General features: G+C 69.5%; 17 protein-coding genes. 10 read left to right on the top strand and 7 right to left on the bottom strand.

Translation table 11 applies throughout. The features are described 5' to 3' along the window. Nucleotides 1–40: 40 nt before the first annotated feature. Nucleotides 41–1951, top strand: coding sequence for a cytochrome c oxidase assembly protein (locus ACF1AJ_RS13650; RefSeq protein WP_391508766.1), 1911 nt, complete (start codon nt 41–43; stop codon nt 1949–1951). Nucleotides 1952–1985: 34 nt separating this feature from the next. Here the strand turns inward: ACF1AJ_RS13650 and ACF1AJ_RS13655 are convergent, their stop codons facing one another. Beyond that, a complete protein-coding gene (locus tag ACF1AJ_RS13655; RefSeq protein ID WP_391507830.1) occupies nt 1986–3032 on the bottom strand; it encodes a hypothetical protein in 1047 nt (348 codons plus the stop codon). A 93-nt stretch (nt 3033–3125) separates the two neighbouring features. On the opposite strand from ACF1AJ_RS13655, the gene ACF1AJ_RS13660 reads away from it, so the two are divergent. Next, entirely contained in the window at nt 3126–4442 is a 1317-nt protein-coding gene (locus tag ACF1AJ_RS13660) for an ATP-dependent RecD-like DNA helicase (RefSeq protein ID WP_018188982.1), read from the top strand. 37 nt (nt 4443–4479) lie between these two features. Then, nucleotides 4480–4833, top strand: coding sequence for an FHA domain-containing protein (locus ACF1AJ_RS13665; protein ID WP_309855421.1), 354 nt, complete (start codon nt 4480–4482; stop codon nt 4831–4833). A 42-nt stretch (nt 4834–4875) separates the two neighbouring features. Here the strand turns inward: ACF1AJ_RS13665 and ACF1AJ_RS13670 are convergent, their stop codons facing one another. Together ACF1AJ_RS13670 and ACF1AJ_RS13675 are read right to left on the bottom strand one after the other, a co-directional pair. Then, on the bottom strand, nt 4876–5418 hold the full coding sequence (locus ACF1AJ_RS13670) for a hypothetical protein (RefSeq protein ID WP_391507831.1): 543 nt from the start codon (nt 5416–5418) through the stop codon (nt 4876–4878). Between the two features lie 29 nt (nt 5419–5447). Continuing rightward, nucleotides 5448–5861, bottom strand: coding sequence for a DUF4383 domain-containing protein (locus ACF1AJ_RS13675; protein WP_018188979.1), 414 nt, complete (start codon nt 5859–5861; stop codon nt 5448–5450). Nucleotides 5862–6026: 165 nt separating this feature from the next. Between ACF1AJ_RS13675 and ACF1AJ_RS13680 the strand changes: the two genes are divergently transcribed. After that, nucleotides 6027–7295 (top strand): serine hydrolase domain-containing protein, encoded by a 1269-nt coding sequence (locus ACF1AJ_RS13680; protein WP_391507832.1) that lies wholly within the window; start codon nt 6027–6029, stop codon nt 7293–7295. Nucleotides 7296–7313: 18 nt separating this feature from the next. Here the strand turns inward: ACF1AJ_RS13680 and ACF1AJ_RS13685 are convergent, their stop codons facing one another. From ACF1AJ_RS13685 to flgN, 4 genes are read right to left on the bottom strand one after another with little or no spacing between them, the layout of a single operon-like run. Further along, nucleotides 7314–7697: a flagellar assembly protein FliW gene (locus ACF1AJ_RS13685; RefSeq protein ID WP_391507833.1), complete on the bottom strand. Its 384-nt coding sequence runs from the start codon at nt 7695–7697 to the stop codon at nt 7314–7316. After that, nucleotides 7694–8566: a flagellar hook-associated protein FlgL gene (gene flgL, locus ACF1AJ_RS13690; protein ID WP_391507834.1), complete on the bottom strand. Its 873-nt coding sequence runs from the start codon at nt 8564–8566 to the stop codon at nt 7694–7696. The genes ACF1AJ_RS13685 and flgL overlap by 4 nt, the downstream gene beginning before the upstream one ends. A gap of 14 nt (nt 8567–8580) precedes the next feature. Continuing rightward, a complete protein-coding gene (flgK, locus tag ACF1AJ_RS13695) occupies nt 8581–10005 on the bottom strand; it encodes a flagellar hook-associated protein FlgK (RefSeq protein WP_391507835.1) in 1425 nt (474 codons plus the stop codon). A gap of 4 nt (nt 10006–10009) precedes the next feature. Then, nucleotides 10010–10501, bottom strand: coding sequence for a flagellar export chaperone FlgN (gene flgN, locus ACF1AJ_RS13700; protein WP_309855405.1), 492 nt, complete (start codon nt 10499–10501; stop codon nt 10010–10012). Between the two features lie 387 nt (nt 10502–10888). Here flgN and ACF1AJ_RS13705 point away from each other — a divergent pair, with 387 nt between their 5' ends. The 6 genes from ACF1AJ_RS13705 to flgB all read left to right on the top strand — a co-directional run bounded on the left by ACF1AJ_RS13705 (nt 10889) and on the right by flgB (nt 15628). After that, complete coding sequence (locus ACF1AJ_RS13705; RefSeq protein ID WP_391507836.1) at nt 10889–11701, top strand: sigma-70 family RNA polymerase sigma factor; 813 nt, start codon at nt 10889–10891, stop codon at nt 11699–11701. 155 nt (nt 11702–11856) lie between these two features. Continuing rightward, nucleotides 11857–12702, top strand: coding sequence for a flagellin (locus ACF1AJ_RS13710; protein WP_309855400.1), 846 nt, complete (start codon nt 11857–11859; stop codon nt 12700–12702). An 86-nt stretch (nt 12703–12788) separates the two neighbouring features. Continuing rightward, on the top strand, nt 12789–14174 hold the full coding sequence (fliD, locus tag ACF1AJ_RS13715; protein WP_391507837.1) for a flagellar filament capping protein FliD: 1386 nt from the start codon (nt 12789–12791) through the stop codon (nt 14172–14174). Then, nucleotides 14174–14605 carry a flagellar export chaperone FliS gene (locus tag ACF1AJ_RS13720; RefSeq protein WP_309855396.1) on the top strand — a complete coding sequence of 144 codons (432 nt, stop codon included), beginning with the start codon at nt 14174–14176 and terminating at the stop codon, nt 14603–14605. The genes fliD and ACF1AJ_RS13720 overlap by 1 nt, the downstream gene beginning before the upstream one ends. Continuing rightward, nucleotides 14586–14927: a hypothetical protein gene (locus ACF1AJ_RS13725; protein WP_391507838.1), complete on the top strand. Its 342-nt coding sequence runs from the start codon at nt 14586–14588 to the stop codon at nt 14925–14927. Before ACF1AJ_RS13720 ends, ACF1AJ_RS13725 begins: the two co-directional genes overlap by 20 nt. Before the next feature lie 359 nt (nt 14928–15286). Next, nucleotides 15287–15628: a flagellar basal body rod protein FlgB gene (gene flgB / locus ACF1AJ_RS13730; RefSeq protein ID WP_309855392.1), complete on the top strand. Its 342-nt coding sequence runs from the start codon at nt 15287–15289 to the stop codon at nt 15626–15628. The last annotated feature ends 19 nt before the right edge of the window (nt 15629–15647 follow it).

A 15647-nucleotide genomic window follows, 5' to 3' on the forward strand; every position in this document is an offset into this window, starting at 1 on the left:
GATCGGCCCTGCCGCGCTGCTCGTCGCAGCAGTGGCAGCGATGATCGCCGCCCTCGCGTACGGCGGAGGAGCGAACGCGCCGCTGCTGGCCGACCCGGGTGCGCTCGTGCGCTGGGGACTCCCCGCGGCGACCCTCGTGGTCAACCTCAGCCTGGCGGGCACGGTGGGTGCCCTCGTCCTGGCCTGCTTCGCCTTCAGCCCGGATCGCGACGAGTACGGCAACGCGCTCGACTTCGCGGCCGGCAGCGCCGCTGTCATGACGGTCGCATCCGCTGCGACGGGACTGTTCACCTTCGTCAGCGTCTCGAACGTGCCCTGGTCGTTCGACGCGACCTTCAGCAACGGGCTCAGCTCGTTCATCACCAGCGTTTCGCTCGGCCAGGCGTGGCTCGGGATCACCCTCATCGCCGCGGCCGTGACCGTGCTCTGCTTCGCCGTGCGCAACCAGACGGCGATCGTCTTCGTCACCCTCCTGGCCATGGCCACGGTCGTGCCGATGGCGCAGCAGGGCCACAGCGCGGAGGCGGCCGGCCACGACGCGGCGGTGACGTCGTTCGGGCTACATGTGCTGTTCGCGGCGATCTGGCTGGGCGGCCTGGTCACGCTCATCGTGGTGAAGCAGCGGCTGGGCAACGGACGCCTCGTCACGGTCCTGGAGCGGTATTCGACCGTGGCGCTGATCTGCTTCGTCGTCGTCGCCGCCTCCGGGTACGTCAACGCCGAACTCCGCGTCGGAACGCTGGCCGAGCTGGCGACGCCGTACGGCATCCTGGTGCTGGTCAAGGTCGCAGCCCTCGTCGTGCTGGGCCTGTTCGGCCTGACGCAGCGGCGGTACCTGATCGGTCGCCTCAAGCAGTCCGGCGAGCCGCGGAGCTTCTGGTGGATCGTGGTGGCCGAGCTGGCGTTCATGGGCATCGCGTCCGGAGTCGCTGCAGCGCTCGCACGCACGGTCACCCCCGTCCCCGAGACGCGCGCGCCCACCCCGACGCCCGCCGAGATCCTCACCGGTGACAAGCTGCCGCCCGCGCTCACCTGGGACCGGTTGTTCACGTCGTGGAACTTCGACCTGTTGTGGGTGCTGGCCTGCGCCTTCGGCCTGTTCTTCTACTTCGCCGGCGTCTGGCGGCTGCGGAAGCGCGGTGACGCGTGGCCGATCTACCGCACGGTGCTCTGGACGCTGGGCATCGTCCTGCTCTTCTACATCACCAACGGCGGGGTCAACGTCTACGAGAAGTACCTGTTCTCGGCCCACATGTCGGCGCACATGGTGCTGACGATGGGCGTGCCCCTGCTGCTCGTGCCCGGCGCCCCGATCACCCTGGCGGCGCGGGCGATCCGGAAGCGTCGCGACGGATCGCGCGGCGGCCGGGAGTGGCTGCTCCTCGCCGTGCACTCGCGCTTCGCGGGTGTGATCTCCAACCCGATCGTCGCGGCGATCCTGTTCGCCGGGTCGCTCTGGGTCTTCTACTACACGCCGGTCTTCCGGTGGGCGACGACCGACCACATCGGGCACGAGTGGATGATCGTGCACTTCCTGATCACCGGCTACCTGTTCGTGCAGTCGCTGATCGGGATCGATCCGGTCAAGTACCGGCTCCCCTACCCGTTCCGGCTGCTCCTCCTGCTGCTCACGATGGCGTTCCACGCCTTCTTCGGGCTCTCGATCATGCAGATGCACGGACTGCTGCTGGCCGACTGGTTCGGCGCCATGGGCCGCACGTGGGGCGACTCCCCGCTGGTCGATCAGCAGGCCGGTGGCGGGATCGCGTGGAGCATCGGCGAGATCCCCACGGTCATCCTCGCAATCGTCGTGGCGATCCAGTGGAGCCGCAGCGACGAGCGCGAGACGAAGCGGCGCGACCGGAATGCGGATCGCACCGGCGACGCCGAGCTGAACGCATACAACGAGCGGCTGGCGCGCATGGCCGACCGCGACCGCGTCTCCCGCTGATCTTCGCTCGGGGCAGGCCAGAGCGAGGGCCGGCTCAGGGCTCCTGCGCGACGACGATGTCGAGCGAGCCGTCCGAGCGGATGGTGACGCTGCTGAGGCTCATGGCGAATGGTTCGGGATCACTGCGCGTGGTCACCGTTCCGTCGAACAGAGACTGGACGGTCACGTCGAGGTGCGCGACGCCGACCATCCGGCCGGTGACCCATCCCGTGTCGCCCGCCTGCAGCCGGACGTCAGGGTAGGTGTCGATCGACCACGAGGGGTCGCCCTGCACCCGGTCGTCGATCTCGACGCCGAAGGGGCACCCCGCGGGCTGCAGCACGTGCTGCTCGGCGCAGCGGTCGAGGAAGCCGTCGACCTGCTTCTGCACCGCGGACGTGAACGCGGGGGTGGGCTGCGCATCCACCGTCGTCTCGATGATCCGGCCGGGCGAGGCGGATGCGGCGACCGGCGTGGCGCGGACGTAGCGCGAGCTGTGGCTCAGCTCGAGCGGCGCGAGCGGCAGCACGAGGTAGTCGGCGGAGACCGTGAAGGCGTTCGCGGGCTGATCCGGCGACGCGGCCCGCGGGTTCACGGTGTGGCCTCCGACCGTGAAGGTGGATGCATGAGCCACGGTGATGCGCGCGACGCCGACGGGCGAGGTCGCGAACGACCAGGTGGGCAGCAACCCGAGCACGGCTCCCGTCTGGCGCACGCGGAACGTCGCCGACACGGGGTCGCCGTTCGCGACCGCCCGCACGATGACGGTGTGGACGCCATCCCCACCGGTGGTGTCGGAGGTGACCTCGATGTCGCGCACGGTCGGGAGGATGTCCGAGCGCAGCAGCTCGCGGGAGGCACCCACCGGGAGGCGGGCGGCGTCCAGCGCCGAGGCGGTCGGGTCGGCTCCCGGCATCGCGAGCGCGGTGGACACATCATGGGCGGCGATCGACTCGGCGAACGCCGTGACGAAACCGCTCGGGCTGTAGTAGGCGCGCTGGACGGCGCCGAGCCCCGCCAGGAAGGCGGCGATCAGGAGGACGCCGACACCCGACCAGATCAGGACGGCGCGTCGGTGCGCGTGCGCATCCCCCACAGCCATGAGGCCATCCTAGGGTCCTGTGGATGAGCGGCTCCGGGGCACTGCGCCGGGTTAGAGTAGTCCGGCAGGTCGGGCGACACGGAAGGGGCGGGGATGGGCCGGCTTTCCCTCTCGCCGGAGCAGCAGGCGGTATTCGAGCTCATCGAGCACACCCGCGAGCATGTCTTCGTGACCGGCCGTGCCGGCACGGGCAAGTCGACGCTGCTCAACCACCTCTCGTGGAACACCGAGAAGTCGCTCGTCATCGCGGCGCCGACGGGTGTTGCCGCTCTCAACGTCGGTGGCCAGACCATCCACTCGCTGTTCCGGCTGCCGATCGGCGTCATCGCCGACCATGCCATCGACCAGAGCGCCGAGCTGCGCAAGCTGCTGAACAGCATCGACACGCTCGTCATCGACGAAGTCTCGATGGTGAACGCCGACCTGATGGATGCGGTGGACCGCAGTCTGCGTCAGGCACGTCAGCGGGCGGGCGAGCCGTTCGGCGGCGTCCAGGTCGTGCTGTTCGGCGATCCGTACCAGCTGGCCCCGGTTCCCGGCGACCGCGAGGAACGCGCCTACTTCGCCGACACCTACCGCTCCATGTGGTTCTTCGACGCGCGGGTCTGGCAGGAGACCGACCTGCGCATCGTCGAGTTGCTGCAGGTGCACCGCCAGCACGAGTCCGACTTCCGGTTCATGCTCAACGCCGTGCGCCACGGACAGGTCACCAAGGAGATCGCCGACCGGCTGAACGAGGTCGGCGCTCGCCCGGCGCCCGACGACGGCACCATCACGCTCGCCACCCGCAACGACACGGTCAACCGGATCAACGCGCAAGCGCTGGAGCGACTGCCGGGCCGCGCACTCACCGCGAAGGCCGAGGTCAGCGGCGACTTCGGCGGACGCAATTTCCCGGCCGACGAGTCGCTCGAGCTCAAGGTGGGCGCCCAGGTGATGTTCCTGCGCAACGACGTGGGCCAGGGCGACGGGCCGCGCTGGGTCAACGGAACCATCGGCACGGTCACGCGCATCGACTCCAACGTCTACGTGGATGTCGATGGCGAGGTGCACGAGGTCGAGCCGGCCATCTGGGAGAAGTTCAAGTACACCTGGTCGCCCGAGACGAAGAAGCTGACGAAGGACGTCGTGGCGGAGTTCACGCAGTTCCCGCTGCGGCTCGCGTGGGCCGTCACCATCCACAAGTCGCAGGGCAAGACCTACGACGCGGCGATCGTCGACCTCGGGACGCGCGCGTTCACCTCGGGCCAGACGTACGTCGCGCTGAGCCGCATCACGACTCTTGACGGGTTGTACCTCACGAGGCCGCTGCGGCCGAGCGACATCACGGTCGACCCCGATGTCGAACGCTTCATGCGCGACGCCCGGCCGGTGACGATTCCGGTCGCGGGTGCTCAGCAGGCCGGGTGAGACGAGTGCTGACGGTGGATCGGGAGAGGGGTCGGACGTGGCGGTGACCTTCGTGCTGGACTTCAGCGACGGACAGCACATCGAGACGAGCGGCAACGGCGTGATCGGCCGGAATCCGGCCGTCCACACACCGGGGACGGAGATGGACGACCCCGGCCATGTGCAGCTGATCACGATCCAGGACGACGTGAAGTCGGTGTCGCGAGCGCATCTGGCGTTCGGTCAGTACGACGGCGTGTTCTGGGTGATGGACCTGGGATCGGCCAACGGCACCACGATCACCTACCCGGGCGAGGGCACGTTCGCGTGCGACCCGAAGACGCGCCACGAGGTCGACCCGGGGTCCGTCGTGCGGTTCGGCGCGGAGTCGTTCGCACTGACCCGCCGCTGATCCGCCCCTTACCGGCCGCGCGGGAGCGCGATCGGCGCGTCGTCAGTGGTGGTGATGCACCGTGACGGCGGCGATGCCGGCGTCCGTGAGTCCGAGCGCCGGGATGGTGACGGCGCAGACCGCGCAGGCGCTCAACGCAAGAGCGATGAAGAAGCGCAGTCCGCCCTGGTCGGGTCGGGCCTTGCCGGTGCGGATGACGATCGCTGCGGCCGCGGCGACGGCGACGTCGAGCAGGGAGGCCGCGCCCATGGGGATGAGCGGGAGTGCGACGACCGTGCCGCCGGACGCCGTGGCCCCGACGATGGCGAGCGCCGCCCAGAGTCCGACCGGGAGGAGGGCCAGCGCGGGGATGAGGCGGAACGCCGGAGGACGATCGCACGCGAGGGTCGCGGCAGCCCATCCCAGCTCCGCTACGGCGAGCAGGAGGAAGGCGGCCAGCAGAGCAGGGGGTGCGCTGGGGGCGAGCGCCGCGTGAAGCAGCCCCGCCCCCAGAGCGGCCACGGCGAGGAAGGCGCGGGTCGCCGAGCCCACCGCGACGGCCGTGGTGGCCGAGGCGGCGGGGGCGACCCGTAGCGTTCCTGTCATCCTGCTCATGGGAGCCGTGGCCCCGCCGGTCAGGCGGCGGCCGTCGTGGCGCGCGTTCCGCGGTCGGCGCCGAGGCCGGTGCCGAGGAGGACGATCGCGCTCACCAGGTGGAGGAAGTGGTCGGGGGTGTTCAGCGCGAGGATGTTCGCGTCGGTGCCCACGAGGAAGAAGCCCACGATACCGAGCAGCAGGTAGACCGCCCCGACCGTGATGTTGACGGCCTTCGCGGCAGCGACCCGGGTGAGGCCGGCGATCAGCAGCGCGGCGCCGATGAGGAGGTGGGCGATGTTGTGCAGCGGGTTCACTTCGAAGATGCCCAGCAGCAGTCCGCCCTTGGTGGCGACGAATCCGACGCCTCCGGTGACGGCGAAGCCGAGCAGCCCGACGAGCAGGTAGACCGCTCCGAAGATGGTGGCAACAAGGCGGTTCGGAGATGTGCGCATTGTTCGTTCCTTCCGTAGGACGGCGCACGGACGCGCGCCTCACTTGTCCATTCGCAGCATCGGCCCGATCGGATTGCGGCCACAGCCCCTTGCGCGACCGTTCAGTTTCTGCCGCACGTTACAATCGCTGGACACGCAGGGCCGACACCCCGGGGAGTTTCATCGATGCGACGTCACACGAAGTTCGGGCGGATCGCGCTCGCCGCGACCGCGGGACTCGTGGCGCTCGTCCTCTCGGCCTGCACCTCGACGGCGGGCGCGAACCTCCCCGAGCAGCAGAAGGGCGGGTTCTCGGCCGACGTCGACAAGCGGCTCTCCTCGGCGGTCACCGACGCCATGACCCTCGCCGATGCCTCGGCCGGTTTCGCCGGAGTCTGGGCGCCGTGGGCGGGAACCTGGACCACCGCACAGGGGACCACGACGCGGGGAGGCTCGAAGCCGGTCAGCGCGGACATGCGCTTCCGCATCGGTCAGAACACCACGCCGATGACCTGCACGGTGCTGCTGCAGCTCGTCGACGACGGAGAGGTGGGGCTCGACGACCCGCTGACCAAGTGGCTTCCCGGACTGGTCGGGGTCGAGGGCGTCACCCTGCGCGAGCTCTGCCAGAACACCTCCGGCATCGGCGACTACCTGGCGCAGCTCAACCCCGAGTTCATCATGAACCCGACGCGGCAGTGGCCCCCACTGGAGCTGGCCAGCGACGGGATCGCGATGCAGCGCTACGGCAATCCCGGCGAGAAGTGGGGTCGCTCGTCCACGAACGCCGTGCTCCTGGGGATGGCCCTCCAGAACGCGACGAGCCGCAGCTGGCACGACCTCTACAAGCAGTACATCTTCGACAAGCTCGGGATGATGGCGAGTTCGCTGCCCGAGAGCGCGCAGTTCACGGTGCCCGGGCCGCATCCCACCGGGTATTCGGTGGGGCTGGACGGGGCGGGCGCCATCGTCTGCGAGCCGATGCGCGATGTGAGCAGCATGTCGCCGTCCCAGGGCTGGACGTCGGCCGGAGTCGTCTCCAACGTCACCGACCTGAAGGCGTTCGGCCAGGCGCTCGCATCGGGCAGCCTCCTCAGCGAGAAGTCGCGCAAGGCACAGGCCGACGGCATCGTGATCGGCCAGTCGTGGGAGAGCTACGGGCTCGGGATGCAGATGCTCGGCCCCCTGCGGGGAAGCAGCGGCGCGGTGCCCGGATACCTGTCCGCGGTGTACGCGGACCCGGCGTCCGGCCTGACGATCGTCGTCGCGCTCAACAACTCCACCCCCGGACCGGGCTTCGCCCAGCTCCTGGCCCAGCGCCTCGCCTCGATCGTCTCCAAGACGCCCGCGAAGGAGAAGGGTGCGAAGGTCGTCGCATCGCTGCCCTGGTCCGAGCAGCAGACGGTCGACGGCATGACCAAGTCGGCGCCCTGCCCGGCCAAGAAGGCCGGATAAGCGGAGAACTCGGGCCGGTTACGCTCCTGCGAGAGCCGCCAGCTCGGCGCGCACGGGGAAAGCGTCGTCGTCGAGCACCAGCTGGAGGGCCGACCCGGTCGCCCGGTTGACGATGACGGGCGCCAGCAGGTTGACGGTGCTGCCTGCGCGCGACGGAGTGACCACGACGAGCAGCAGCGCGTCCGCGGCCTCGACGATGCCGAGGTCGGTGGCGCGGTCGTCCGGCAGTTCCGGCGAATAGCCGGGGAGGTGGCGCTCGGCGTCGATGGTGAACAGCCGGATCTCGGGCCGCTCGACGGACGCCAGTGTGTACAGCCCGTCGGCGCCGGCGACCGGGTCGAGGTCGAAGGCGTCCAGCGGCTCGAGTCCGGGCGGCGGGGTGAGGAAGCGGACCGCGCTCACCGGAGGAAGTCCATCAGCGTCGGCTGAAGCACGCGCGCCGTCACGGCGATCGCGGTCTGGTAGTTCACATCCTGCGTCTTCAGGTCGAGGATCACCTTGCTCAGGTCGACGTCCTCCAGCGACGAGCGCTGGCCCTCCAGCGCGTTGGCTCCCACGGCGAGGACGTCCTTGGCCTTGTCGATGCGGGTCTGCCGACCCCCGACCTCCGCGTGCTCTCCCACGATCGCCTTCATCCTGTCGTCGATCTCCCCGATCCGCGGGGCGACGTTCACGCCCGTGCGGAGATCGTTCGCCGTATTGTCGATCAGCGCGAACACCGACGTGGCGCCGGTTCCGAAGACCGCGGCACCGTCCGCATCCACCCGCACCGTGGTGTCGGGGCCGATCCTGCGCTCCACTGTACTTCCCGCCACGCCGGTGAACGAGTAGTCCGGCTGGAAGGCGACGCCCGCGTCCGAATTGCCGGCGAAGACCGTCCGGCCCAGGTAGGTGCTGTTCGCGAGCGAGAGGAGGCTCTTCTTCAGCCCGTCGAGTTCTGTCGCGATCGACTCCTTCGCCGCGGGCGACATGGCGCCGTCGTTGGCGCCCTGCAGGGTGAGGTCGCGGACCCGGCGCATGAGCGTCTCCACGGAGCTGAGGGCCGAGTCGGCGGTGGTCAGCCACGCGTCGCCGTTGTCGACGTTGCGCTGGTACTGGGCGGTGGCGGCGGCATCGGACCGCACGCCCATGGCGCTCGCCGTGGCGGTGGGGTCGTCCGATGGCTTGTTCAGCAGCCGGCGGCTGGTGGCCTGGTCGTACAACTGCGCCTGGCGCTGCAGGCTGAGCTGCAGGTTGCGCTGGGCGTTGAGGGTCTGGGTGGCGTTGGTCACGCGGCTGATCACGGTTATCTCCCGACGAGTCCGGTGTGGTTGATGAGCACATCGAGGGCCTCGTCCACGGCGGTCATCACGCGCGCGGCGCCCTGGTAGGCGTGCTGGAAGGACAGCATGTTCATGTTCTCCTCGTCGAGGTCGACGGAGGAGCCGGCGAGCTGGGCGTTCGTCGCGGCGCTGCTCGCGAGGTCGGCGAGGTCCGACTGCTGTTTCTCCGTGCGGCTGGCGACGCCGACCCGCACGACGAAGGACGACCACTGCTTGTCGACCGCGTTCGCACCGGTGCCGAGCTGGCTGATCGCGTCGGCGATGCTGCCGTCGGTGCCACCCGCTCCCGGGGTGCCCGTGGCGATCTGGCCGACGCCGGTCGGCACGACGGAGAGGCCGAGCGCGGCCGGTTTCGTGGGGTCGATGGCGAAGAAGTCGAGACCGGTGGCGCCGGTGGGCGTCGCCCCGGTGGAATGGACGGCGTTGACGCGCTGGGCCAGGGTCACGGCGAACGCGTTGTAGCTGACGGCCGCTTCCGCGAGCACTCCCCCGGTTCCGGAGGCGTCGGCGGGGGCGAGTGTGGAGACGGCTCCGGCGATCGATCCGCCCTCGAGCGCGATCGCGGCGCCGGGCCGGTACGCCCACTCGAGGCGCGCCGGGTCGGTCGCGGCGTCGGTCATGCGGGAGGCTCCGGCTGCCTTCACGAGGTTGGTGCTGGTGCCGGAGACCAGCGCGTTTCCGCCGACCAGCACGTCCACGGTGCCGTCGTCGTTCGGCCGGACCACTCCCCCGGCGAGCTTGGCGATGGATGCGGTGAGCAGGTCGCGCCGGTCCAGCAGCTCGTTCGCCGACTGACCCGACGCCAGTGCGGAGCGGATGCGGCCGTTGAGGTCGGCGACGGCGGTCGCGGCTGTGTTCAGGTCGGAGGCCATGCCGTCCATCGACGCGCGGAGCGTGCTCCACTGGTCGTCGACCGAACGGTACCCGGTCTGCAACTGGGTGACGAGGCTCCCCGCCTGGCCGAGCAGCACGCCCGCGGGCGCCTGCTCCCCCGCCTGGTTGGCCACACCGCCCCAGGCCGACCAGAACTTCTGCAGCTGTGCCGACAGACCGTTGGTCCCCGGCTCGTTGAGTGACTGCTCGAGGGTGGCCAGGGCGTCGGCGCGCGTGTTCGTGTACCCGGAGAGTGCGGTGGTCGTGCGCACCCGCGCATCCAGTGCGGCGTCATCGAGGCGCTGGATGCCGTCGACGGTGACGCCCTGACCCGGCCGGACGCCGCCGCTGAACAGCCCGGCGGACGACAGCGCGGGCACTCCGGAGGTCGTCACGCGCTGCCGGGTGTAGCCCTGCGTGTTCGCGTTCACGAGGTTCTGTCCGACCACGTCGAGGCCCGCCTTGGCGGCGACCAGCCCGGTATACGCGGTGTTCAGGCCGCTGAAGGTGCTCATCCGGTCAGGCCTCCGTGTCGAAGAAGCGCGCGGTGTCGCCCGCCCGGTCCGTGCCGCCCGCTCCGTACACGCCCGGGTCGTTGCCGGCGCCCGAGAGCGAGCTCAGCGTCTCCTGCGTGGAGCGGGCGGCCTCCCGGAGCAGGCGCTCGTTCGTGTCGCGCACCTCGGCGATCTGCGCGGTCAGCTCGGTCATGGCCGCGAGGTGCGACCCGAAGATGTCGGACCAGATCCCGTCGGGGGCGGCAGTGGCCAGCTCACGGAGGGTCGCATCCTGGCCGAGCCCCCACTCCTCTGCCAGGGCGGCGACCTCGACGGTGCGGGCGAGGCCGACGGCGCGCATCCGCTCGATGACCTGCTCGACCTCACGGGTGGCGTGCGAGATCCACCGCGACTTGCCCGCGATGAGCAGCAGCTGCTCCTCCTCCAGCTTGAACAGCAGCAGCTCGAGGAGCTCGCGTTCTTTCCAGAGCTGCGCAGAGAGTTCGCTCGCGGCCATGTCGCTACCAACTTCCTCGTGAGTCGATGTGCGCACCTGGTCTCCTCGGGTTCCGAAGGCGGTGGATGTGTTCCGCCACCCCAGACCATCGGCACGCTTGCGCCCGATGTTAGGCGCGTGACCATCCCGGCGAGAGGCACGACGTACCGCTTTCCGGGGGGCTGCCAGTATTCCCCGTACTGGGGGTACGGACTGCCCCGTAATGGGGACAGAAAGCATGCAATCTGAACAGTCTCGAATTGTTACCGTGAACAGCGGAAGACTCCTAGCACCTCGCTCGGCACCCGACCCAGCCCGAGCGTCCACCGCACCGCCCGAGTACCCGTGACGCCCTCCCCGAACGAGGTCGACGCGCGGTACCCGTCCGATGAAGAGGGGTCGCCCAGCGTGAACCGGAACGAACGCAACACGCTCGTCGTGGAGAACCTGCCGCTGGTCGGCTATCTGGTCTCCGACCTGTGCTCCCGTGCCACCCACCTGTCGCGCGACGACCTGGCCTCGGCCGGCGCCGTCGCCCTCGTCCAGGCGGCCGACGCGTACGACTCCACCACGGGCGTCCCGTTCGGCGCCTACGCCCGTACCCGCATCCTCGGCGCACTCGCCGACGAGCTGCGCGCATCCGACTGGGCCACACGCTCCGCGCGCAAGCGCATCAAGGAGACCCTCGCGGTGCAGGAGAGCCTGACCTCCGCCCTCGGGAGGAAGCCCACCGTCGACGAGATCGCCGGGGCGCTCGGCGTCGACCGCGAAACGGCCGCAGCGGGCCTCGCCGACGCCTCCCGCACAGTGACCGCACTCGACGAGACCATCGAGCCGCTGCTCGTCTCGGAGACCGTCGGCCCCGAGGAGTCCCTGCTGGCCGATGAGCAGACCGCCTATGTTCGTGCGGCCGTGGCCGCCCTCCCCGACCGGATGCGATCCATCGTCGAGGCCATCTACTTCGACGACCGCACGGTGACCGAGATCGCGGAGGAGCTGGGGATCACCCACTCCGCTGTGTCGCAGCAGCGCTCGGAGGCCATCCGCCTCATGCGCGAAGGCATGGCCACCCACTACGCCGACGAGGGCGACCCCGTCATCATCGAGGCGAAGACCTCGCAGGCCCGGCGCAGCGCCTATCTGGCACGCCTCGCGCAGCACGCGGTCGCGGGCGTCTCGCGCCTCTCCCCCACGTCCCCGAGCTCCGCCCGGGCGTCCTGAGCCATCAGCTCCTGACTTTTTCCGCCCGAACCGGCCGGAGGACGCGAAAAAGTCAGGAGCGGATTGCTGCTAACGGGACGGACAGGACAGCCGATAGAGGCTGATGCGGACCACGGAAGGGCCGCGAATCACCACCCAGTCATGGAGGAAACATCATGGGTATGCAGATCAACACCAACATCGCGGCGAACAACGCCTACCGCAACCTGAACAACACGCAGAGCGACCTCTCGAAGTCGCTCGAGAAGCTGTCCAGCGGCCTCCGCATCAACCGTGCGGCGGACGACGCGGCCGGTCTCGCCATCTCGGAGGGCCTGAAGTCGCAGGTCGGCGGTCTGACCGTCGCCGCCCGCAACGCTCAGGACGGCATCAGCGTCGTGCAGACCGCTGAAGGCTCGCTCACCGAGGTCCACTCCATCCTGCAGCGCATGCGCGACCTCGCGGTGCAGGGCGGTAACGACTCGAACTCGGTCGACTCCCGCAAGGCCATCCAGAAGGAGGCGGACGAGCTGAGCAAGGAGCTCTACCGCATCACCAACGGGACGAACTTCAACGGGATCGACCTGCTGAAGGGCGGCAAGCTGACGTTCCAGGTCGGCGCGGGCGACACCGCGAACGACTCGATCGACGTCAACCTGGCGAACGTCTCCACCGCGGTGGGCACGCTCGCCTCGACGGACGGCATCGCCGCCGGCGCCGGCTTCGCGGTGACCGACAACGCCACCTCGAAGACGACGATCACCGCGATCGACGCCGCCATCACCTCGGTGTCGACGGCCCGCGCGGAGCTCGGCGCCTCGCAGAACCGCCTCGAGTCGGCGTCGCGCAGCCTCGCGGTCTCGAAGGAGAACCTGTCGGCCGCGTCCAGCCGCATCACCGACACCGACATGGCGGAGGAGATGGTGAAGTACACCCGCTCCAACATCCTGTCGCAGGCCGGCACCGCCATGCTCGCCCAGGCGAACCAGGGCAACCAGGGCGTCCTGCAGCTGCTCCGCTGATAGGCCCGGCGGCCGGGGCGTAGTCCCCAAAGCGCGCCCCGGCCGCCGACCAACCGCACACCACGTCGTAGGAGGGAGATCACCGCATGGGCATGGCCATCGACGGCCTCATCAGCGGCCTGAAGACCACGGACCTCATCGACAGCCTCATGCAGGCCGAGGCGGTTCCGCAGACCCTCCTCAAGAACAAGGTCGCAGACTCCTCCAGCTTCATCTCGGCGATGCAGGCGCTGAACTCGAAGATCGCCGCCCTCGGCGACTCCGCCGCCAAGCTGGCTCTGCCGACCGGCACGGACCTGCACACCGCCACCACAGGGTCCACGACGGTGACCGCGACCGCGGGCACGGGGGCCGTGGACGGCACCATCGACTTCACCGTGGACCGCCTGGCCCAGTCGCAGGTCATGGTCACCGGGCCGCTCACCGAATGGCCGGACCAGCCGCCGACACTGACCTTCGTCGCCGCCGACGGGACGGTGACCCAGGTCACCGCGAGCAGTTCGTCCCTGGCCGACGTCGCCGCCGCCATCAACAAGGCGGGGGCCGGTGTCAGCGCCACGCGAGTCGCGGCGGGACTCGACCCGGCGACCGGCCAGCAGCTCTATCGTCTGCAGTTCAGCTCGACCAAGACGGGCGCAGCGGCCGCATTCACCGCCTATCGCGGAACGTCGGCGGATGTGACGGCGGGCACTGCGACCAATCTCCTCGCGGACGCCGGGGCGTCCCAGATCCGCCAGGCGCAGGATGCACAGCTCACCCTTTGGGCGGGCACCGGCGCCGCTCAGGCGGTCACCAGCGCCACCAACACCTTCTCCGACGTACTGCCCGGCGTGACGGTCACGGCGACCGCGGCATCCACCACCCCCGTGACGCTCACGGTCGCGCGCGACGACAAGGCCATCTCGGATGCCGCGAAATCGCTCGTCTCGACGGTGAACGACATCCTCAGCTACATCAGCGCGAAGCAGGCCGTCTCCACCTCCACCGACACTGCCGGCGGGACGGTCGTGACCGCGGGCGTGTTCACCGGTGAGTCCGTCACGCGCGACGTGAACCAGAAGCTCGTCGACGCGATCATCGCTCCGATCGACGGCGTCTCCCCGTCGACGTACGGCATCAGCATCACGCGGGATGGCGCGGTCACCTTCGACCCCGACGTCTTCGCGAAAGCGATGGCCGCCGACCCGGACAAGGTGAACGCGGCGGTGGCCGTCATCGCGCAGCGCGTCGCCGACACATCGAAGGGTGCGAGCGACACGTACTCGGGCTCCCTCTCGCTCAAGATCCAAGGCGAGCAGGCGACCGTCAAGAGTCTCAACGACCAGATCACCGACTGGGACACCCGGCTGTCCGACCGCAGGTCCTCGCTGGAGAAGACCTATGCGAACCTCGAGGTCCAGCTGCAGCAGTTGCAGTCGCAGTCGTCGTGGCTGACCGGCCAGTTGTCCTCCCTCCCCACTGCGAGCAAATGATGAACGTCCTCACCTCCGCCGCCGCAAAGCTCTCGGCCTACAACCGCGACAGCGTCCTGTCGGCCAGTCCGGCCCGGCTGCTCACGATGCTGTACGACCGCCTGCTTCTCGACCTGTCCCGCGGCGAGTCCGCCCTCGTCGCGGAGCAGTGGCCGACGGCCTGGGAGAACCTCCGTCACGCGGACCAGATCGTCGCCGAGCTGGCGGGAACCCTGCGCGTGGACCTGTGGGACGGCGCAGAGGGCCTCCTCCAGCTGTACGGCTACCTGGCCGATCTGATCGTCGGCGGAATGATCGAGCGCGACCCGGGCAAGGTGCGCGAGGCGATCGCGCTGGCCGAGCCGCTGCGCCAGACCTGGCACGAGGCGGCTGCGCTGCTGCCGGCGGTCGGTGTCACCGCGGAGACCGGTCGTGACCTCGGCGTCGCCTGACGGCGCCTCGCGCGCCGACGAGACGGTGCGCGACGCTCCGCCGGACGCCGCCGCCTGGGCCGATGCGCTCGACCGGATGGAGCAGGAGCTCCACGGCGCGCTGGCGCAGGTGGACCCGGTCCCCTGGCGTCCGCCGATCGCGCTCGGCCCGATCCCGCCGGAGCTGCACGAGCGCGCGACGCGTCTCCTGGAGGCCCAGTTGCACACCATTCGCTACCTCGAGGACGTGCGTCAGACGACCGCGCGGCACCTCGCGGCGGTGCGTTCTGTACCCCGTTCCGAGGTCGGCGCGCATCCTGTCTACTTCGACCTGATCGGCTGACTCCCCCTAGCAGTTCTCCACCTGTGGATAACTCTGTGCAGAAGCAGTGGATGAGCGCGTGAATCGTGTGGAGGACACGCGCGAGATGTGTGTACTCTCGGATTCCCACGTTCGAGAAATTCCGTCTGACCGGCAGTTTCGCACCGATTCTATAAACATCGAACACCCCTTCGAAACAACAGGGGTGTAATTCACATCGGGGTACGCGCTGTGGATGACGGTGTGGGAAATCGCTCGGCGAACACGCCCGGGACGTCGTCCCTAACGGGCGGGGGAGAGCTGCCGATAGCTCCTTTCGAGCACGGATCGCTCATCGACTTGGCCACGGATGGGCCGCCCCACGACCCAGGAGTGCAGCTGTGCTCGAATCCGTGACCAGCGCCGCCCTCGCGAGCGCCCTCGACGGCCTCGCCGCGCGCCAACGCGCCATCGCGAACAACATCGCCAACGTCAACACCCCCGGCTACACCGCCGAGCGCGTGTCGTTCGAGGACGCCCTCGCCGCTTCCGTCGCCGACCACGATGGACACGCCGCCGCGACGACCGCTCGCTCGCTGGAGCCGACGCGGCTCGACGGCAACAACGTCAACCTCGACACCGAGACGCTCTCGAACGTCGACACGGTGTTGCGCTTCCAGTTCGCCTCGCAAGCCGCAGGCGGGCAGTTCTCGGCCATCCGCGCCGCCCTGAAGACCACCTGAGCCAGGACACCGACGAGAG

Source organism: Leifsonia sp. NPDC014704 (assembly GCF_043083605.1).
Classification (GTDB): domain Bacteria; phylum Actinomycetota; class Actinomycetes; order Actinomycetales; family Microbacteriaceae; genus Leifsonia.